Below are 19,735 nucleotides of genomic sequence, written 5' to 3' on the forward strand. Positions count from 1 at the left end.
TCGTTAGGTAGAAATCAATGCTGCAATCAGCGGGGTTGCAGGGGAGAGCCGTCCAATGCGCGCTCTTCAATCAGCTTTCCGCCCAGAATACGCTCCACTGCGGCGCGTCCGAACACCCTGGATTCCTCAATGGTTTCATCCTCGGGGCTGGGAATATCCTCCGCTGCCGCTGCAGGCGCGGACTGGGTCCTGACCGGCGCCTGGACACGGCCGGCCTGGGCTTCAGGGCTGTTGGTCAACCGCTGGTACAGGCTCTGGCGCCCGTTGGGGCTGCCCGACGGCGGCCCCTCCTCCAGCGTGGCGACAGAACCTTGCCGCTCCTCTGCCGGGGCAGCCAAGGATGGCCACACCGGGGGAGCTGTGGTGGTGGAAGGCACCCGCGGCGCAGGTACTGAAGGGATAGCCTCTGGCGTGTGGGCAGCGTCAGTCGTGTGGGCAGCGTCAATCGTGTGCGCTGGCGCGGGTACTTGCACTGCCGAGGGTACTTGGGCAGCCGCGGGTTCGTAATCCGGGGCGTCCTTGTATTCAGTGGAGACGGGCTCTTGGGGCTCTGCCGGTTTGCCCACGTTGGATTCGCTGCCCACCACCCATGTGCCAGGGGCTTGCTCGACTGCCCTGGACCAAGGATCGACGGTTTGCGTGCCGGCCTTGGGCTGGGGTGGAGTGGGTGCCTTTGCCGCTGAGGGCCGGGCCTCTGCTGGTTCAGGCTGCTGTGAATTGCCGCTGCCGTAACCCGCTGGCGGTTCCCAGTCGGCAGGAGGCTCCTCGTCCAGCGGAGGAGCATCCTCGTCCAGTGGTGGACCCCAATCGTCGTCAGGGTACGAGTAGTCGCCCGAGTTCGAAGCAGCCGGGGCAAACGATTGGGCGGCTTCGGCTGCAGGCGCCTCGGCCTGGACCGGCTCCGGGGTTGCCCGGAGCGGCTCCGGGGTTGCCTGGACCGGTTCCGGGGTTGCTTGGACCGGCTCCGGGGTTGAGGGTGCGACTGCCGGAGTAGTTGTTTCTGCGGGCGCGGCTGGTGCGGGGTTTGCTGCTGGGGTGGCTGTCGCAGTTGCGGCCGGGGCAAGACCCCATGCGGAATCAACGGAAGACACCGGCGCCGGATCGCTCGCAGCTGCTGGTGCCGTGGTGGTGACTCCTGCTGCTGGTGCCGTGGTGGTGACTGCTGCGGTGGCGGCGGCCGCAGGGGTGGTGGTCGCTGCTGGGGTAGCCGGAGTTTCCCGGCTAGTAGGTGCTTTTGGGTTTGGCTCAGAGCTCGCTGAGCTGTTGCCGCCAGCCACCGCAATGATCTGGCAGTCGATGCCCAACGTCTTGTGGATTGCCCGCCGAAGGTTCTCGGAGTGGTCGGCACGGCCAAATGCGCCGGCAAGACCGCCCGTGGTGAACGCCAACGTCAGGACCTGGCCGTCGAAGTGTGCCACCTGGGCATTCGGTTCAACCAGCGCCCATGTGCTGCGCTTGATCTTGGTCAAGGCCTGAAGGACGTCCGGCCATGCGCGGCGCAGCGCCTCAACGTCGCCACCGGCGCCCGGCGCTGCGGTGTGCGGCGCAGCGTTGACCGCAGGCTGCGGCGCTGCTTCTTGTGCGGTCTGGGCGGCGGGTTGCTGTACTCGCGGTGCCTGCTGGGCCGGGGGGTGTTGAACGGGCGGGGCTTGTTGAGCGGGGGATTGCTGAACGGGCGGAGCCTGTTGAGCTGGGGCGTGCTGCTCCGGTGCTTGCTGCGTTGGTGCCTGCTGCGTCGGTGCCTGCTGTGTCGGGGCCTGCTGCTGTTGGCGCGGGGCAGCATCCGACGGTGCGGCCTGTTGGGGGCGGCCAGCTGCCGGGCGGTCCTCGACGGGCCAATCGTTGGTGGATACCCGGGGCGGTGTCATGGGCTCACGGGTAACGGCAGTTGGTGATGGAGCCGCACTGGCTGCCGGGCGGTCCTCGGCTGGTGCGGCTGCAGCAACAGCCGGGGTTCCGCCGTCGGCCGCGTAGTTCAGGCGACGTTCCACGCGGTCGATCCGTGCCGCGATGCCGCGCTCGGTCTGTTCCGCACTGGGCAGGAGGATGCGTGCGCACAGCAGCTCAAGGTGGAGGCGCGGCGACGTGGCGCCGGTCATTTCCGTGAGAGCGGTGTTGGTGACGTCCGCAGCGCGGGAGAGCTCGGCGGCGCCAAGGTTGGTTGCTTGGTTGCGCATGCGGGCGATCTGGTCTGCCGGCATACCGCGGAGAATGGCCTGGGCGCTCTCCGGCATGGCCTGGACAATGATCAGGTCACGGAAACGCTCCAGCAGGTCCTCAACGAAGCGCCGGGGATCGTGGCCGGTTTGGATGACGCGGTCCACGGCTTTGAAGACCACGGCGGCGTCGGACGCGGCAACGGCGTCCACAATGTCATCCAGCAGTGACGCGTGCGTGTAGCCGAGAAGCGCCACGGCGAGCTCGTAATCCAGGCCGTTGGAACCTGCGCCGGCCATGAGTTGGTCCAGTACGGACAAGGTGTCGCGCACGGAACCGCCGCCTGCGCGGATAACAAGCGACAGAACGCCGGGAGCAACAGGGACGTTTTCCTGCTGGCAGAGGAGCTCAAGGTATTGCATCAGCGGCTCGGGCGGCACCAACCGGAAGGGGTAGTGGTGCGTGCGGGAGCGGATGGTGCCGATCACCTTGTCCGGCTCCGTGGTGGCGAAGATGAACTTGATGTGTTCCGGCGGCTCTTCCACGATCTTCAGCAAAGCGTTGAAGCCGGCCGACGTGACCATGTGGGCCTCGTCAATGATGAAGATTTTGTAGCGGTCCCGGACAGGGGCGAAGGTGGCGCGCTCGCGGAGATCCCGGGCATCGTCCACACCGCCGTGGCTGGCGGCGTCAATCTCGATGACGTCCAGCGAGCCGGAGCCTCCGCGGGCAAGTTCAATGCAGCTGGGGCATTTTCCGCAGGGGGTGTCCGTGGGACCCTCGGCGCAGTTCAGGCAGCGTGCCAGGATGCGGGCCGACGTGGTTTTGCCGCAGCCGCGGGGGCCGGAGAAGAGGTAGGCGTGGTTCACGCGGTTCTTGCGGAGCGCCGTCATCAGCGGTTCCGTGACGTGTTCCTGCCCGATAACGTCCGCGAAAGAGTCCGGGCGGTACCTGCGGTACAGGGCAGTTGTAACAGTCACAAGAGAAACCTACCTATAGAGACTGACATTTAAATAAGTGACCCCTCATGCACCCGCCAGAGCCCATCTACCCTTGCTACCTTCCGGTCCTGGGGGAGTTCAACAGGATGACGCCACATGAGGGGCCGTCGACAAGCTTACCCGAACTCGGGGCGCGGTTCGAATCGGTTTCCGGAGGGTGTGGATAAGGCTCGACGACGGCTGGGTGAATGTCGGTTTTAACCCCAAGGTGGCGCTTCTCCGTAGCTGGTAGACCTTTCATGGGGACAACCCGTCACTAAATTCGGCTACAAACCGGTCTCAACCATTGCAAATCGGATGACCCCGACGGACCATGGTTATGTACACCGATTGGGGCAATCTCAAGATTGTGAGCTGCGGGGCCTGGGAGCGAGGGGTCGGACCCGGCAGCTCAACGGTAATACCGAAAGAATGGGCGCGTTGGGGGCGTCCATTTTTCCGTTAAATACGGGGGTGCCCGGTGTGTCCCGCGGGGCCAAATTCGGCCGATTACACGATGCTGAAATTCTCAGGTACAGTAGTATCTGCTTCCGAACAGGAAGCAAGGAGAATTCGCCTAGCGGCCTATGGCGCACGCCTGGAACGCGTGTTGGGTTAACGCCCTCGGGGGTTCAAATCCCCCATTCTCCGCGGTTGGCCCCGGTCTTCGGACCGGGGCCTTTTGCGTATCCGGGCTCCGTCGGTGCGAACCGGGCTAGTCGGCGTCCGCCTGCTGCTCGGCGTTCAGCTGCTGCGCAGCGGCCACGCGCTCCAGGACTTCCCGGCAGGCCGCCGTCGCCGGGTGGATGCGGCCGGCGGTGCGGGTGGAGGTGAACACCGTCCGTTTCGGCAAGCCCGGCAGGTCCAGGAGCTGGACCGTGCGGGTCCGCCCGGTCCACACAAGATCCGGCATGAGCGCCACGGCGTTACCGGACTCGATGAGGCGGATCTGCGCCTGAAGGTCGGCCGTTTCGTACCGCACGTCCGGTTCAAACCCGGCAGACCTGCAGGCCTGCTCCGCCCAGTGCCGCGAGGCTGCACCCCGGGGTTCCATGACCCAGGGCATGGAAGCAGTGTGGGCCAGCGAGGAGACGGATTCGCCGCCGAGACCCACGGGGGGAGTCGCCAGCCGGATGGCGTCGCTGGTGAGAATCACACGGTCCAGTCCACTGTGATGCGGCGCTGCGTGGCCCGGGTATTGCTCGGCCACCACCAGATCAAAGTCACGCGCCCAGGTTTCGTAGAGCGCGGTTTCGGGTTCGCGCTGGGTCATCTCCACCCGGACCTCCGGGTATTCCTGGCGCATGATGCTGAGGAAATCCGGCAGGAGCGCCAAGGCTGCGGACTGAAAGACGGCCAGGCGGACGGTCCCGGTGACTACGGAAAGCGATGCCGCCAGCTCGGTTTCCGCCCGCTCCAACGTCTCCAGGAGTGCCGCCGTATGGGCCACCAGGATCTCCGCCTGCGGAGTGAGTTGGACGCGGCGCCCCGCTTTCCGCAACAGCTCCACCCCGGCTTCCTTCTCCAGGAGCGTCAGCTGCTGTGACACCGAGGAGGGGCTGTACTGCATCGCATCCGCCACCTCTGCCAAGGTTCCGCGGATCTTCAACTCGTGCAGCAAACGCAACCTGCGGACGTCCAGCACGGCAGCCTCCAAAGGATCGGGATGGTTAATGATTATTCGTCGGAAAACATCGCTTTTCCTAACGTGATTGTAGATCCATACTGAGGGAAATAAACAAACTTCTCCGTCCCAGAAGGAGCCCCCATGACCAGCACCATCCCGGATGCCACCGCCCCGAGCACCCAGGATTCCGGGCAGTTCGATGCTTTGGCCCACGAAGCCGTGGCCTTGGTCCGGCACTGGCTGACCGAGGCCAGCAAGATCCCCGTTGATGTCTCAGCCCAGCGCCTTGCCGGCGTACTGAAGGACCCGAACGGTCTTGATTTCACGGTGGGATTCGTCGACGGCGTCATCCGCCCCGAGGACCTGTCGGTCGCCGGCCGTAAACTCGCCGAGCTCGCCCCGAAGGTCCCCAAGTTCCTTCCGTGGTACATGCGCAGCGCCGTCCGCGTGGGTGGCGTCATGGCTCCCATCCTGCCCCAGGTGGTCATCCCCATTGCCCGCCGTGTGCTCCGCGAAATGGTGGGCCACCTGATTGTTGACGCCACCGACGCCAAGTTGGGCCCGGCCATCGCGAAGATCCGCCAGAACGGCGTCCACCTGAACGTGAACCTCCTGGGCGAGGCCGTCCTGGGCGAACATGAAGCAGCGCGCCGGTTGGAAGGCACCTTGAAGCTCCTGGCCCGCGATGACGTGGACTACGTTTCCATTAAGGAATCCTCCACCGTGGCCCCGCACTCCCCATGGGCTTTTGATGAAGCCGTGGACCACGTGGTGGAGAAGCTCACCCCGCTGTACCGCCTCGCAGCGTCCTTCCCCAAGCCCAAGTTCATCAACCTGGACATGGAGGAATACAAGGACCTCAGCATGACCATCGCGGTGTTCAAGCGCATCCTGGACATGCCCGAGTTCAAGAACCTCGAGGCCGGCATCGTCCTCCAGGCCTACCTTCCGGACGCCCTCGGCGCCATGCAGGAGCTGCAGGAATGGGCCACCGAACGCCGCGCACAGGGCGGTGCTCCCATCAAGGTCCGCGTGGTCAAGGGCGCAAACCTTCCCATGGAGCAGGTGGAAGCGTCCCTGCACGATTGGCCCCTGGCCACGTGGGGCACCAAGCAGGACTCGGACACCAGCTACAAGAACGTCATCAACTACGCCCTCACCCCGGACCACGTGGACGCCGTCCGCATCGGCGTGGCCGGCCACAACCTGTTTGACGTTGCCTTTGCCTGGCTCTTGGCCAAGCAGCGCGGTGTGACGGAGGGTATTGAATTCGAAATGCTCCTGGGCATGGCAACCGGCCAGGCCACCGCGGTCCGCAAGGACGTCGGCAGCCTCCTGCTTTACACTCCGGTGGTTCACCCGGGCGAGTTCGACGTCGCAATCGCCTACTTGATCCGTCGCCTGGAAGAGGGCGCCAGCCAGGAAAACTTCATGAGCGCGGTCTTCGAACTCAGCGAAAATGAAGCCTTGTTCAAGCGCGAACAGCAGCGTTTCCTGGACTCCTTGGCCGGAATGACGGCCGAGGTCCCGGGCCCCAACCGCAAGCAGGACCGCCGCCTCCCCGCCGAGCCCGCTCCGTTGGAAGGCTTCCGCAACACCCCGGACACCGACCCTGCCCTTCCGGCCAACCGTGCGTGGGGCCGCGACATCCTCAGCCGCATCCCCGGTTCCACCGTCGGCAACAAGATCGTGGACTCCACCAAGGTCTCGGATGCCGCCGAACTTGAGCGCATCATCACCTCCGCAGTGGATGCTGGAAAGGCCTGGGGCGCCCGTCCGGCCGCTGAGCGCGCCGCCATCCTGCACCGCGCCGGCGAAGTCCTGGAAGCCCGCCGCGCCGAGCTCCTGGAAGTCATGGCTTCCGAAACCGGCAAGACCCTCGATCAGGGCGATCCCGAGGTCAGCGAAGCGATTGACTTCGCGCACTACTACGCCGAGCGTGCCAAGGACCTGGAAACGGTCGACGGCGCCACGTTCGTCCCAGCCAACCTCACCGTGGTGACACCCCCGTGGAACTTCCCGGTAGCCATTCCCGCGGGGTCCACGCTGGCAGCGCTCGCCTCAGGGTCCGCCGTCGTGATCAAGCCCGCAAAGCAGGCCCGCCGCTCCGGTTCCGTCATGGTGGACGCGCTGTGGGAAGCCGGTGTGCCGCGCGAAGTGCTGGCACTGGTCCAGCTCGAAGAGCGGGATCTTGGCACCCAGTTGGTCTCGCACCCCGGCGTCGACCGCGTCATACTCACCGGTGGATATGAAACCGCTGAACTGTTCCGCTCCTTCCGCCAGGACCTGCCGCTGCTCGCGGAGACCTCCGGCAAGAACGCCATCATCGTCACCCCCAGTGCCGACCTGGACCTCGCCGCGAAGGACGTGGTGTACTCGGCCTTCGGACACGCGGGCCAGAAGTGCTCTGCTGCCTCCTTGGTGATCCTGGTGGGTTCGGTGGCCAAGAGTGCACGCTTCCACAACCAGCTGATCGATGCCGCGCGATCCCTGACGGTGGGTTACCCGGACAACGCCACCACCCAGATGGGGCCGATCATCGAGCCCGCCAACGGCAAGCTCCTGAACGCCCTCACCACCTTGGGCGACGGCGAAACATGGGCCGTCAAGCCCGAACAGCTCGATGACTCCGGGCGTCTGTGGTCCCCGGGCATCAAGTCCGGCGTGAAGCGTGGATCCTACTTCCACCTGACCGAGTTCTTTGGCCCGGTCCTGGGTGTCATGACGGCCGAAACCCTGGAAGAAGCCATCGCCATCCAGAACGAAATCGAGTACGGCCTCACCGCGGGCCTGCACTCCTTGGATTCCGCTGAAATGGGCGTCTGGCTGGACACCATCCAGGCCGGAAACCTGTACGTCAACCGCGGCATCACCGGTGCGATCGTCCAGCGCCAGCCGTTCGGCGGCTGGAAGAAGTCGGCCGTCGGTGCCGGAACCAAGGCCGGTGGGCCGAACTACCTGATCGGGCTCGGCTCTTGGGTCCCCAGTGAAGCCAAGGCCAAGCGCGGCACCACCCTCCAGGGCGCGGCTTCGCAGATCCTGACGGCCGCTAAATCCGCTGATGTAACGGCAGAGGAACTCCAGACCCTCCAGAACTCGCTCTTCAGCGATGCGGCTGCTTGGGACTCCGAGTTTGGCACCACCAAGGACGTCTCCGCCCTGTCCGCAGAGCGCAACGTCTTCCGCTACCGCTCCCTGCCTGTGACCATCCGCCTCTCCGAAGGCGAGCGGCTCGCTGGGTTGCTGCGTGTTGCAGCAGCCGGTGCAGTGGCCGGTTCGAAGCTGACAGTGAGCTCCGCCGTCGTACTTCCCGACGCTGTGGTGACCGTCTTTGCGAACCTGGGCGTCAGCGTCCGGATCGAGGACGACGCCGCGTGGCTGGCCCGCGCAGCGAAGTTCGACGCCGGCCGGATCCGCCTGATCGGTGGCGACTTTGCCGCGCTGAGCGCAGCCATGGGTGGCCGTCCGGACGTGGCGGTATACCACGGTGCTGTGACCCAGGCCGGCCGGATCGAGATGCTGCCGTTCCTCCGCGAGCAGGCCGTGTCCATCACCGCCCACCGCTTCGGCACGCCGAACCACTTGTCTGACCACCTGATCTAGCGCAGGAGACACAAGGCCGGGCAGGACGGATGATCTCCGACCTGCCCGGCCTTTGGGTTTTCAGGACGCGAAGCCCAGCCTCTGAAGCCGCTGCCGGGCCGCCTGCTCGCTGGGACCTTGGCGGCCCAGAGCAAAGCGGACCATGGCCAGCACGGCCCTGGTTCCCGTGACTACCGGCATGGGGACAGGACCCAGGGCCGCCCGCTTCATCCCCAACATCTCCCGGTACTGGGGTTCCAGGCTTGCGACGGCGGCCGCGAAGAGAATGCGGTAGCCCGGCCGGAGCAGTGGGCTCAGGGGAGGGTTGCGGATGAAGGAAACGGTCTCGGCCAAACGTTCGTCCGCCCGCAGCACTCCGGACACCCGCCACTCCTCCAATTCTTCGCGGACCTGCGCTTCGGTGACCGGAGGGTTCTCCACTCCCATGAGCCGTCCCGCCCCGGCCCACTCGCGGACGTACGCGTCATTGCCACCAGGGAGTGGCTTGCCCCAGATCCGGTTGGCGGTGATGAAGGAGTCCGCGTAGGTCACGTGCACCCAGCGCAGGAGTTCGGGATCGTTGGCTGAGTACTGCTGCTCCTGCCCGTTCCCGTCAACGTAGGTTCCGTGCACGCGCTGGTGCATTTTCCGGACCATGGCTGTTGCGGATTCCGCAGCGTCCTTTGACCCGTAGGTCACTGTGAAGATCCACCGGATGGTGTTGGCCAGGCGCCCCAGGGGATCCTTCTGGAAATCGGAGTGCTCGTACACGCCGGCCAGCGCGCCGGGATGCAGTGCCTGCATCAGCAACACCCTGATTCCCGCGACGATCGCGGCCAAGTGGCCATGGACGGCCCAGACGGCCGAATCGGGAAGGTGGTAGCCGGCGTCGTCCCCTTCGGCCAGGCGCGACACCCACTCGGGTGGCGTCCCTGACGTCCCCGTGAATGTGCGCTGAAGTTCATGCCGGTACTCGGTGAGGTAGTTCCTCATACACTCCATTCGACAGTGCTTTGGCTGAGCTGTACAGGGCAGCCCGAAAACTGAGCAAACCTTGAGCCGTCGGGGCGCTGCCAAGCCTTTCTTTCTGGTGTGATACCCGCAACAATGGTGCTTGCACGCCAGGCTGGGGTTTGGTGACGCTGGCTTTTGGGGAGTGTTTGTGGGCAAGCATCATGATTCAGACCGGGCAGTAAAGCTGATCCGCGCAGTGGGTTTCCACCGCGTCCTGATAGCGGGAAGCTTGGCGATGCTGGCATTCCTCGCCTTCGGCTTCCAACCCCTCAACGGAACCCCGGCCGGCAATGTTGGCGGCTCCCTGGCCCAGGGTTTTGTGGGCCCCAATGCACTTGGCACCTTGTTGCCGCCGGAAGCTGAAACGCTGGTGATCGATCCCGCGCCGGAGCCGCCGGAGCAGCAAGCCGGAATTCCCATGGTCTATTTCGACCGTGCCATGGTCCGGACAGTCAGCAAGGATGGGTCCACCGGCCTGACCGTGGCCGCGGCGGGCATGTCCCGGCCGCCCGCAGGTGCCCTCTACGCGCCGCTTGAGGTCCTCAACCCCAGCTCTCCCTACGGCTACCGCTACAGCCCCCTCACAGGGCTGGCCGGCGAATTCCACTGGGGCCAGGACTACGCCGCAGCCTGCGGGACCCGAGTGTATGCGGCCGACGCCGGGATTGTCCGGGCCGTGGGCTGGCACGTGTGGGGTGGCGGCAACAGGGTGGAGATCGAGCACGGCAACGGACTGGTCACCACGTACAACCACCTCCAGGCAATCGGGGTCACCACCGGCCAATCGGTCCGCGTGGGCGAAGTGATCGCCGAGGTTGGAACCACCGGCTGGTCCACTGGTTGCCACCTGCACTTCGAGACGATCGTGAACGGCCTGCACACCAACCCCAATGGATGGACCTACCTGCCCATGCGCCAGGTGGATCCCCTGCAGAACATCACCATGGTGAACTACCAGCCAGGTGCCGGAGCTGCCACCACAGCCGCACCCGTCTGGGCGGTTCCCGTAGCCGACGGCACCAACCGCGCCGTGATTGGCGGCGACCATGAAGAACCGGTGGCCCGCCCAGTGACTCCGCCGGCCACCGCGCCGCCCGCATCATCACAGCCGCCGGGACAGACCACCGCGCCCACGCCGAATACGACGGCTCCGTCGCCTTCTGGGACGGCCACGCCTTCTCCGAGTACGACGGCGACTCCGTCACCTTCTGCGACGGCCACGCCTTCTCCGAGTACGACGGCGACTCCGTCACCTTCTGCGACCGCGACGCCTTCCCCGAGCACCACCGCGACGCCCACGCCGTCGCCCAGCACGACTGCTGCTCCGTCAGTTGCAGCACCTGCCCCGGCGACGACAGCGGCCCCCGTCACAACCATCCCACCGGCTGCCACCGTTGCGCCTGCCGTGACTGTTCCGCCTGCCGTGACCGTTGCCCCGAAGGTGGCACCCGTGGTTCCCACCACTCCGGCGCCAGTACCCTCGGCCCCACTGCCTTCGGCCATTGTGCCCTCGGCACTGCCGTCGGTGATCTTGCCGCAGGGTTACGTGTTGGTGGGCCTGGATCAGGTGCGGCGGCCGGATGGTGTTGTTGTTCCGCTGTCCTCGCTGATTCTCCCGACGCCCAAGCCTTCCTAGTAAGCTCGTTGCGGAAAGCCCGCCAGCAGACGTCAGGAAGCGAATCCCATGTCCAGCCTTTACAGCATTCCCCTCACGTTCAATGACGGTTCCGAGGCCGACTTCGGTCACTTCGAAGGTAAAGCCGTGCTGGTGGTCAACGTGGCCTCCAAATGCGGCTTCACCAAGCAATACGCGGGCCTGGAAGAGCTTTACGGCAAGTACCGGGCGCAGGGCTTCGAAGTCCTGGGGGTGCCCTGCAACCAGTTCGGTGGCCAGGAACCGGGCGAGGACCAGGAAATTGCAGAGTTCTGCCAGCGCAACTTTGGCGTTTCCTTCCCACTGACAACCAAGGCAAAGGTCCGGGGCAAGGACCAGCATCCGCTGTTCGCGGAATTGACCAAACAGGGCGAAGGCCGTGCACGGAAGGTGAAATGGAACTTCGAAAAGTTCGTCATCAACCGTGACGGAAAAATGGTGGCAAGGTTCCCATCCACAGTGAAGCCTGACTCCGAAGACCTGGTGAAGGCTGTAGAGGAAGCATTGTCCTGACCGCAGATCCTGAAGGGAGGAAAGTTATTTTCCAACATTCCGCCGGAAATTAGCCCGTTGTTGGCTTGATGTCTGGTTGGATTGGCCCTACTGGATTGACACGGGAGGCGCCGCCTCCCACAAACGCTAAGGCAAGCTATGGAGCTCATCGAGGCCGAATACCCCAAACCAGGTCATGTGCTTTTGCACCTGAGTGATCTTCACTTGGTAGGTGGTCCCGGCACGCTTCATGGCTCCGTGGACAGCGCAACCAGGCTCCAGGAGATCTGCGACCAGATCATCGCGTCCCGGATCAGGCCGGAAGCCATCATTTTTACGGGCGACCTTGCCGACAAGGGCGAGCTGCACGCCTACGAGCGGCTCCGCGAAATGATCGAACCCGTCTGCGAGGCTCTCGGGACCAAGGCCATCTGGGCCATGGGCAACCACGATGACCGGGCTAATTTCAGGGCAGCGTTCAGTGACGCAGCGGAGTCCAGCAAACCCCAGGACCCGGTGGATCGCAGCTACTTTGTGAATGGGCTGCGGATCATTACCCTGGACACCACCGTTCCCGGCCACCACTATGGCGAGCTTTCCACCTCACAGCTTGAATGGCTTGCCGGAGAACTTGCCACGCCCGCGCCGGACGGCACCATCCTGGCACTGCACCACCCGCCCGTCCCATGCGTGCAGGACCTGGCAGTCCTGGTGGAGTTGCGCGGACAAGCCGCACTGGCCGCCGTCGTACGCAATACGGACGTCCGCACCATCTTGGGCGGACATCTTCATTACTCCACGACGGCGGGCTTCGCCGGCATCCCGGTCTCGGTGGCGTCAGCCACCTGCTACACCCAGGATCTCGGCGTCGAATCCGGCGGTCAACGTGGCCGTGACGGCGCGCAGTCGTACAACATGATCCACGTCTACGAGCATACGATTGTGCACTCCGTGGTCCCCATGTCCGGGGGAGTCACGGTGGGTGAACCGGTGGACGCGGAAGAAGTTCAGCGGAGGCTTACCGAAGCCGGCATCCGGATCCCCCACGAGTCCAGGGTGGGGGCGCATACGTCGCCTGGAACGCACACGTCCTCCATGCCCCTTATTTCTCCCAGGGTGCCTTGATGATTACTTCTCCCAGGGTGCCTTGACGGGGAAGTACTTCTCCAGGAAATCGGTGACCAGCTCCGCGCGTTCCTGGCCGTCCACCTCAGGGAAGCTGCCGTCATTGAGGCAGAAGAAATCCATGTGGCGCTTCGCCAGCAACTTGGGCAGGTAGTGCAGTCCTGCCCACATGGTGGTGTCCACATACCTGACCTTGGCACTGGTCTGGGTGACAGCACGCCCGGTGAGCAGGGCGTAATAGTGGTAGAACGAGTTGGTCACGGAGATGTTGTCCGCGGCCCGGAAACGGCTGGCTGCTGTCTTGGCGAACTCGGCCGGGAATTCCTTCTCCATACGGGCCACCACGCTGCGGCGGAGCGGGGCTGCGGTGTGCTCCAGGTGACGGGTGGTGATGCGGCCGAAGCGCTCCCACAGGAGCTTCCGGTTCACCCGCGCAGCATTCTCAAAACCACTCCGCTCGGCATCGTTTTCACCGAGTCCAATGCGGGTGTCCGCTTCGATGAACTTGGTGATTCCGCCCGGGGTGAAGAACATGTCCGGTCCCACGGGACGGCCAAAGAACATGTCGTCATTGGAGTACAGGAAGTGCTCCGACAAGCCGTCGATGTGGTGCAGCTGGCTCTCCACGGCCTGGGAGTTGTGGGTGGGGAGGACCGTGGGATCGGCGAAGAAATCCTCGCTGCGCATGATGGTCACTGCAGGGTGGTCCGCAAGCCATTCCGGGGCAGGGGAGTCGGTGGCGATGAAGATCCTGCGGATCCAGGGCGCGAACATGTGAACTGAGCGCAACGCGTATTTCAGTTCGTTGATCTGGCGGAAGCGGGCCTCATGGTCGTCGCCTTCGCCCAGCACGGCATCGGCCTGCTGCGCGCGCCGCCGGGCGATGTACTCGGGATCGCTGCCGTCCACCCAGGAGAAAACAATGTCCACGTCGAAGTCGATGTCGCTCGCGTGATCGGCAAACATGTTCTCAATGGTGGGCCAGGAGAGTCCGTGGCGCTGCACCGTGCCGCGCACCGCATCCTGGCGGAGCATGGTGCGGCGGGTCAGGGAGTTCTCCACGGGCAGCTCCAGCTGGTCCCCTTCGAACCTCCAGAGCTCAAGCTGAACGCCCAGGGCAGGGCCGTACCAAAGGCCGCCGCCTGTTTCCACGCGGGGGCGGTACAAGCGGAAGATGCGGGCTTTCCGGTTGGCGGAGAGGTCGCCGTCGGCCACCAGCATGGAAGTCTTCTTCTTGGCGTCCACGGTCATGGAATAGAACGGCTCGTTCTGGAAAGCAGCCACGAGGGCTTCGCGGACTTCCCTGCGTGCCTCCCAATCAACCGCAATGACAGGCCGCTCGTCGTTTCCACGGACCAGGATGAAATCCACCCCGGCTTTTTCCAGGGCTTCCCGGACCGCAAGGAGATCGGACACCATGGCCTGTTGCGGGGTGAGGTTGCGGTTAACCAGCGCGTACCGCCCGCGGTGACGGACGACGTCCGGCCGGTGTTTCAGGTGTGCAACAACGGCAGGCGAAACCGCCTCGGCGATGGTGTCTTCTTCTTCTGACGGGCTGCCGTGGTAAATCGGGTCGACCTGTGCTTGTGTGATGGCTGTTCTCCGGAATCGTTCGGGGTGGAGCTAGATGGAAAGTGCTGCGCGCCAGCTGCGGAGGAAGGCGCCGCCGGCGTCGTCATGGATGACATCGTCCGCCAGTTCCAGGTCAGCGGCCGTCAGGATGGTGTAAGGCTTCACCGGTACGCCGTCTGCGGGCCGGACGTCCACGTGTTTGACGTCGTGTCCGTTGTGGTGAAGCCAGTCTGCCATGGCGTAGTCGGTTCTGGAATCACCCACTGTGCGCCAGGCCTGCGGGGCGATGGACTGTGCGGCCAGCAGCTCTACGGCACGGCTGGCTCCGAGGTCCTTGCCCAAGCGCACAGATTCGATGTCCGTGGAAATAATGGTGGGGTCCAGCCGGTAATCCACGGAATCGTCCGACTCGGGCGAGTGGTGGTCCAGGATCGCAGCACTGAGGCCGTGCTTGCCCATGATGTCCAAAGCATCGGCGTCAAAGAGCTTCTGCTCGGCCAGGTAATCCGCGCTGGAGACTTCAACGTGCTGCTCCACGGAAACCATGGCCCGCTTGGTTTCGTCAAAAAACATGTGGGCGGCGTAATCCTCGGCCACCAGCCTGCGGATATCGTCACCGTAGGCCTTTGGTACGGCGAGTTCGCTGTCCACGTGGATGGGGCCGGGGCCCTCCGATGTGTAGCTGAACCACACTGCGCCTTTCTCGCAGATTGCATGGATCACGGTGTGTTCAGGCATGCCGGCGGCGATCATGGGTTCCATGACCTGCTCGCTGATGAAGGCATCCGAGCGGCCCGTGTTGAAAACAACGGGAATCCCGGCCGAGGCCAAGGCCACCAGGTCAGCGATGATTTCCGGCTTGACGTTGCGCGTCACAGGGCTGGCGATGGGGCCGTCAACGTCCAGGAGCAACGCCAATCGAGGCGTGGCCTGGGCGGCATTCCGGTCAGTACCTTGGAGCGGTTGAGTCATGCCCCTATTCTGTCAGTCCGGAGGCCGTGCTCCACAGCTGTGACGCCCGGGGTAGGTTAGTCACCTTTTGGCCACAACCTGGCTGTGCTGCCGGTCACAAGTTCCGTTAGGGCCACAACTTCCATAGGCTTGCATGGTGATCTTCAAAGCTGTGGGCGAGGGACGCCCGTACCCGGACCATGGATATTCTGCGCCGCGCGACTGGGCTGCCCTGCCGCCACGGCCGGTCCGCCTGGATGACCTGGTGACCACCAAGCGGACCTTGGACCTGGAAGCTTTGCTGGCCGAGGATTCGACCTTCTTTGGCGATCTCTTCCCCCACGTGGTCCAGTACCAGGGAGTCATGTACCTCGAAGACGGACTCCACCGGGCCGTCCGTACGGCGCTTCACCAGCGGACCGCCATCCATGCACGCGTATTGGTGATTGATGGCTAGGCAGGCCGGTCCGGAGCAGGACACGGCAGCGCCAAAAAAACGTAAGCGTCCCAAGGATGTGACGCAGCTTCATGGCCATCACGTGGTCACGGGTCCGGAGCTCAGGGCAACCTTTGCCGAGGATGAGGCGGTGGAGCGCAGCCGATTCAGGCGGCGCCTCCTCCACGGCATTGTGTTGGTGCTGCTGGTGGGTGTGATTGCGGCCGGAGCAGTGGGTGCCTGGGCTGTCATGAACGGCGTCATCAAGGTGCCCACGGCCATTGCCAGCAAGGCCCCCACCAGCCTGTGCCCCACGGCAACGTTTGACTACCTTCCCAATGAGACGGTCAACCTGAACGTCTTCAATGCGACCTCCCGGAGTGGACTGGCGGGAACCGTAGCTGCCGAGTTCACCGCCCGCGGCTTCAAGGTGGCCTCCGTGGCCAATAGCCAAACGGCCTATTCGGGCGTGGGGGCTGTGGTGTCCGGGGCCAAGGGACAAGCGGCGGCCTTCAACATCCAGCGCAACCTCGCCGGCACCGATTACTTCCAGGACAACCGCGAGGATGGGTCCGTGGACGTGATCCTCACCCCCGGGTACGAAGGCTTGGTGGAGCCCCAACTGGTGGATCAGACCCCCGGAAAGCTCCTGTGCCCGCGCGAAGACCAGCGGATTGCGGACAACTCCAAGTGGCCCGTGGTGCCCACCTTGCCGGCGGGGCAGTAGGCCGTTTGGTTTCAGGCCGGGTTGGTTTTCTTAGCCGGCAAGGGCTTCGTGGGCCGGCGCGTCCAGCCGGAGCGGCCTCCCGGCGTCGTCCAGGCGCGCACCGGCACCGAGCTGGATAAACCTGACCGTCTGGGCTGTGTGGGCCTCTTGCGCGTCCGGAAGCCCGACGTCGGAGGCTGGCGACGGCGTGGAACCACCGCCGTCGGGCGTGCGGTTGCGCCGTGCGGCGCTGGCCGAGAGCGTTCCGTGGATAAGCCGCGCCAGCTGGGCAACGTCCAGGTCCGGGAGATAGCCCTGCCGCACGCCGTCCTGGAGGATGTCCTGGAGGAGGACATTCAGGTCCCCCACATGGTCTGCGAGCTTGGCGAACGAGCCGGGGGAGAGGACGGCTGCCATGGCGGGTCCCGGAGGCAGGTGGCGGCGGCTGAGGTCCTCCACTTGGGCGCGGACGTAAAGGGCCAGCCGGTCCACGGGGTTCGCCAGGACGGCCAGCGAATCCCGGAGGTCGACGATGAAGCGCTCGGTCTCATCCAAGGCATACGCAATCAGGAGCTGCTCCATGTCCGCGTAGTAGTTGTAGACGGCGGTCCGGCCCACGCCGGCGTGCCGGGCCACGTCCGTCATGGTGAGCCCGGGAAGGCCGTGGGTAAAGAGGAGCTCCCCAAAGGCGGTGAGAATCCGGCGTTGGGTCTCGGCGCGTTGGGCAGCGTTGGTGGGGGCCGTGATCCTGGGCATATAGACACTTTACCGTGATCTGTCAGCAAGTCGGCTGGAGAGGGGGCATTCGGGTCGCCGCTGCGCGGCACGGGGTGGGGGAAAATTCGCGTAGCATCGTGAAAACAGGCAACAAGTAAGGGGTGGATGGTGCGCGCAACGGTCAAGGACGTGGCGCTCCGTGCCGGAGTTTCACCCAAAACAGTTTCCAACGTGATGAATGGCGTTGTGCCGGTGGCTGCTCCCACGCGGCTCAGGGTTGAGCAGGCCATGGCGGAGCTGGACTATGTTCCCAACCTTTCGGCCCGGGGCCTGCGCAATGGGCGGTCCGGGGTCATCGCCCTGGCGTTGCCGGACCTGGGCACTCCGTACTCGGCAGAGATGGCCCATCACATTGTGGAAGTAGCCCACGAGCAAGGCTGGATTATCCAGATCGAGGAAACGGGCTCGGATCCGCAGCGCGAGCAGGAACTCATGACGCGGGCGCGGTCCAACCTCATTGATGGTTTGATCCTCAACCCCGTGGTGCTGGACGAGAGTGCCGTGAAGGTTGGCGTGGCGCTGCCTCCCGTGGTCCTGCTGGGCGAGGTCTCGCAGCAGCTGGCGGACCGGGTGTTTGTGGACAGCTTCGCTGCTGCGCGGGACATGACGCTGGCACTGGCCAGCTCCGGACGGCGGCGCATCGCCGTGCTGGGCACCACCCAGGGGCGGGGATCTGCGGCGGCCATTCAGCGTACCCAAGGGTATGAAGCGGCTTTGGACAGCCTCGGAATTCCGCGCGATGAATCGCTGTTGATCCCGTGCGAAAAGTGGACACCGGAAACCGCCGCGAAAGCCCTGGGCGCTTATTTGGAAGCGAATCCCGTTCCCGAAGCATTGTTCTGCTTCACGGACTCCATGGCGATTGGTGCGCTCAGCGTGCTCTGGAAGCGGGGCCTGCGGGTTCCGGAGGACATTGCGGTAGCGGGCTTTGATGACATAGCCGATGGCCGCTACGCCGTTCCTTCGCTGACCACGGTCTCTTTCGACAAGCGCACCATCGCCAGCGAAGCGCTGCGCCTTCTGACCGAGCGCATGGGGGACAGGGGCTCCGCGCAGCGGGTAGTGAGCGTCGATTTCAGCATTGTTGAACGGGACAGCACCCAGCCCTGAATCGCCACGTCAAAGGGTGGACCGAGAGTTGTCCATCAAATTGTGTGCGCTAACAATTTTCTCTTGCCCGATTCATTACATCGTTGTAATGTGAGACCTGCGTCACCCCCGGGCCACCTTTTACCCGAGCGTGGGGGCGCACCGGAGCCGGAATGATGCAGCGCAGCAGTGACCTTTCAGCGGACCCATCCAAAGGAGTGACGGGTGAAGCACTTTGAGTCTTTGACCGGGAAACAGTTATCCCGGAGACAGTTATTGGCAGGATCAGTCCTTGTGGGCGGCGGGCTCCTGGCCGCCACGCTCACGGGCTGCGGGGGAACGGCACAGGCCGCCCAGGTGCAGGACATCGACTTCTGGCACCTGCTCTCCGGCGGTGACGGAATCAAGATGCAGGCCATGATCAACGCCGCCAACCAAGCCAACCCCGGCTTTACGGTGCGCCCCACAGTGCTCGCCTGGGGGCCACCGTATTACACCAAACTGGCCATGGCGTCAGCAGGCGGCAGGCCACCGGAAGTGGCCATCATGCACGCCAGCCGGGTTCCCGGCTACGCGCCCGGTGGACTGATTGAGCCGTGGGACCTTGATTTGCTGGCGGAGAACGGCGTCACCGCTGCAGATTTTGCCCCCAGGATTTGGGAGAAGAGCCAGCAAAACGGCAAAGTGTTCTCCATTGCGCTGGACTCCCACCCGTTCATCATGTTCTACAACACGGATGTGGCAGCCAAAGCCGGTGTCTTGGGAAGCAACGGCCAGCTTGAGGAAGTCAGCTCCCCGCAGGAGTTCAAGGCTATGGCACTGGAAATGCAGAAGGTCACCAAGGCCCACGGGCTGTCCTTTGGCTACCTTGGCAGCGGGTCCCAGATGTGGCGCCTCTTCTACACGCTCTACAAGCAGCACGGCGTTGACATGGAACTGACTCCCGGACAGCCCATGAAAGTGGACAGGGATGCTGCCATCGAGTCCCTGGAATTCATGGCCTCCCTCTTCGACGACACCATCGCGGCCCAGGCAGGCGACATCAGCACGGGCATCGCGGAGTTCGCGCGCGGCGACTCAGGGATGCTGTTCAGCGGAGTCTGGGAGCTTCCCACCATGAAGAAAGCCGGCATTCCCGTGGATGCGGCCACCATTCCTACGCTGTATGGGACACCCGCCTCCTATGCGGACTCGCACTCCTTTGTCCTCCCGCGGCAATTGAACCACAACGAGGACAAACGGAGGGACGTGTACAAATTCGTCACTGATGTCCTCAAAGGATCACTGTCCTGGGCAGAAGCCGGCCACATCCCCGGGTACCAGCCGGTGGTCCAATCACAGGCGTACCGTGACCTCACTCCGCAGATCCATTACGCCAATGCTGCGGACATCATTGCCTACGATCCCGAGTCTTGGTTCAGCGGCTCCGGCTCGGACTGGCAGACCTACTTCGCGGAGAACGTGCAGAACGTGCTCCTGGGAAGGGACAAAGCAACTGTTGGCTGGGACGCCTTCGAGCAACGCACCAACACCCTCCTCTCCCGTCCCAACCCCGTCTAGCCGGGCCCTCCAC

14 protein-coding genes, 1 tRNA gene and 1 other RNA gene are annotated in these 19,735 nt (G+C 64.3%); 9 read left to right on the plus strand and 7 right to left on the minus strand.

Annotated elements, in window-relative coordinates:
• Positions 1-26: 26 nt before the first annotated feature.
• Both JOE60_RS02915 and ffs read right to left on the minus strand, forming a co-directional pair.
• Positions 27-3,137: a DNA polymerase III subunit gamma and tau gene (locus tag JOE60_RS02915; protein WP_167265131.1), complete on the minus strand. Its 3,111-nt coding sequence runs from the start codon at positions 3,135-3,137 to the stop codon at positions 27-29.
• 33 nt (positions 3,138-3,170) lie between these two features.
• Positions 3,171-3,267: signal recognition particle sRNA small type (gene ffs, locus JOE60_RS02920), an RNA gene on the minus strand.
• A gap of 436 nt (positions 3,268-3,703) precedes the next feature.
• On the opposite strand from ffs, the gene JOE60_RS02925 reads away from it, so the two are divergent.
• Positions 3,704-3,788 (plus strand) — tRNA-Ser (locus tag JOE60_RS02925).
• 64 nt (positions 3,789-3,852) lie between these two features.
• Here the strand turns inward: JOE60_RS02925 and JOE60_RS02930 are convergent.
• Positions 3,853-4,782, minus strand: coding sequence for a LysR substrate-binding domain-containing protein (locus JOE60_RS02930; protein WP_167265130.1), 930 nt, complete (start codon positions 4,780-4,782; stop codon positions 3,853-3,855).
• 123 nt (positions 4,783-4,905) lie between these two features.
• On the opposite strand from JOE60_RS02930, the gene JOE60_RS02935 reads away from it, so the two are divergent.
• The gene (locus tag JOE60_RS02935; protein ID WP_167265129.1) at positions 4,906-8,367 is read left to right on the plus strand and encodes a bifunctional proline dehydrogenase/L-glutamate gamma-semialdehyde dehydrogenase; all 3,462 of its coding nucleotides are present in this window, start codon (positions 4,906-4,908) and stop codon (positions 8,365-8,367) included.
• 60 nt (positions 8,368-8,427) lie between these two features.
• On the opposite strand, the gene JOE60_RS02940 is transcribed toward JOE60_RS02935, so the two are convergent.
• Positions 8,428-9,348, minus strand: coding sequence for an oxygenase MpaB family protein (locus tag JOE60_RS02940; protein ID WP_167265128.1), 921 nt, complete (start codon positions 9,346-9,348; stop codon positions 8,428-8,430).
• Positions 9,349-9,508: 160 nt separating this feature from the next.
• Between JOE60_RS02940 and JOE60_RS02945 the strand changes: the two genes are divergently transcribed.
• From JOE60_RS02945 to JOE60_RS02955, 3 genes are all read left to right on the plus strand, one after another.
• On the plus strand, positions 9,509-10,996 hold the full coding sequence (locus JOE60_RS02945; protein WP_167265127.1) for a peptidoglycan DD-metalloendopeptidase family protein: 1,488 nt from the start codon (positions 9,509-9,511) through the stop codon (positions 10,994-10,996).
• Between the two features lie 48 nt (positions 10,997-11,044).
• Positions 11,045-11,527, plus strand: a complete 483-nt coding sequence (locus JOE60_RS02950) for a glutathione peroxidase (protein ID WP_167265126.1) — start codon at positions 11,045-11,047, stop codon at positions 11,525-11,527.
• 138 nt (positions 11,528-11,665) lie between these two features.
• Positions 11,666-12,631 carry a phosphodiesterase gene (locus tag JOE60_RS02955; protein ID WP_167265125.1) on the plus strand — a complete coding sequence of 322 codons (966 nt, stop codon included), beginning with the start codon at positions 11,666-11,668 and terminating at the stop codon, positions 12,629-12,631.
• A gap of 3 nt (positions 12,632-12,634) precedes the next feature.
• Here JOE60_RS02955 and JOE60_RS02960 read toward each other — a convergent pair whose 3' ends face one another.
• Both JOE60_RS02960 and JOE60_RS02965 read right to left on the minus strand, forming a co-directional pair.
• Complete coding sequence (locus JOE60_RS02960; RefSeq protein ID WP_204814975.1) at positions 12,635-14,224, minus strand: stealth family protein; 1,590 nt, start codon at positions 14,222-14,224, stop codon at positions 12,635-12,637.
• A gap of 30 nt (positions 14,225-14,254) precedes the next feature.
• Positions 14,255-15,175, minus strand: coding sequence for a Cof-type HAD-IIB family hydrolase (locus JOE60_RS02965; RefSeq protein WP_167265123.1), 921 nt, complete (start codon positions 15,173-15,175; stop codon positions 14,255-14,257).
• A gap of 136 nt (positions 15,176-15,311) precedes the next feature.
• Between JOE60_RS02965 and JOE60_RS02970 the strand changes: the two genes are divergently transcribed.
• Positions 15,312-15,611: a type II toxin-antitoxin system VapB family antitoxin gene (locus tag JOE60_RS02970; protein WP_018778077.1), complete on the plus strand. Its 300-nt coding sequence runs from the start codon at positions 15,312-15,314 to the stop codon at positions 15,609-15,611.
• A 58-nt stretch (positions 15,612-15,669) separates the two neighbouring features.
• Entirely contained in the window at positions 15,670-16,317 is a 648-nt protein-coding gene (locus JOE60_RS02975; protein WP_167265121.1) for a LytR C-terminal domain-containing protein, read from the plus strand.
• Positions 16,318-16,347: 30 nt separating this feature from the next.
• Here JOE60_RS02975 and JOE60_RS02980 read toward each other — a convergent pair whose 3' ends face one another.
• A complete protein-coding gene (locus JOE60_RS02980) occupies positions 16,348-17,052 on the minus strand; it encodes a TetR/AcrR family transcriptional regulator (RefSeq protein WP_167265120.1) in 705 nt (234 codons plus the stop codon).
• A 129-nt stretch (positions 17,053-17,181) separates the two neighbouring features.
• On the opposite strand from JOE60_RS02980, the gene JOE60_RS02985 reads away from it, so the two are divergent.
• Both JOE60_RS02985 and JOE60_RS02990 read left to right on the plus strand, forming a co-directional pair.
• Positions 17,182-18,183, plus strand: a complete 1,002-nt coding sequence (locus JOE60_RS02985; RefSeq protein WP_167265706.1) for a LacI family DNA-binding transcriptional regulator — start codon at positions 17,182-17,184, stop codon at positions 18,181-18,183.
• 204 nt (positions 18,184-18,387) lie between these two features.
• The gene (locus tag JOE60_RS02990; RefSeq protein ID WP_167265119.1) at positions 18,388-19,722 is read left to right on the plus strand and encodes an extracellular solute-binding protein; all 1,335 of its coding nucleotides are present in this window, start codon (positions 18,388-18,390) and stop codon (positions 19,720-19,722) included.
• The last annotated feature ends 13 nt before the right edge of the window (positions 19,723-19,735 follow it).

This window comes from Paenarthrobacter ilicis, assembly GCF_016907545.1.
Taxonomy (GTDB): Bacteria; Actinomycetota; Actinomycetes; order Actinomycetales; family Micrococcaceae; genus Arthrobacter; species Arthrobacter ilicis.

Coding starts and splice junctions, on each gene's coding strand:
- JOE60_RS02980 (WP_167265120.1), bottom strand. CDS start 17,052: ATGCCCAGGATCACGGCCCCCACCAACGCTGCCCAACGCGCCGAGACC.
- JOE60_RS02955 (WP_167265125.1), top strand. CDS start 11,666: ATGGAGCTCATCGAGGCCGAATACCCCAAACCAGGTCATGTGCTTTTG.
- JOE60_RS02950 (WP_167265126.1), top strand. CDS start 11,045: ATGTCCAGCCTTTACAGCATTCCCCTCACGTTCAATGACGGTTCCGAG.
- JOE60_RS02940 (WP_167265128.1), bottom strand. CDS start 9,348: ATGGAGTGTATGAGGAACTACCTCACCGAGTACCGGCATGAACTTCAG.
- JOE60_RS02965 (WP_167265123.1), bottom strand. CDS start 15,175: ATGACTCAACCGCTCCAAGGTACTGACCGGAATGCCGCCCAGGCCACG.
- JOE60_RS02935 (WP_167265129.1), top strand. CDS start 4,906: ATGACCAGCACCATCCCGGATGCCACCGCCCCGAGCACCCAGGATTCC.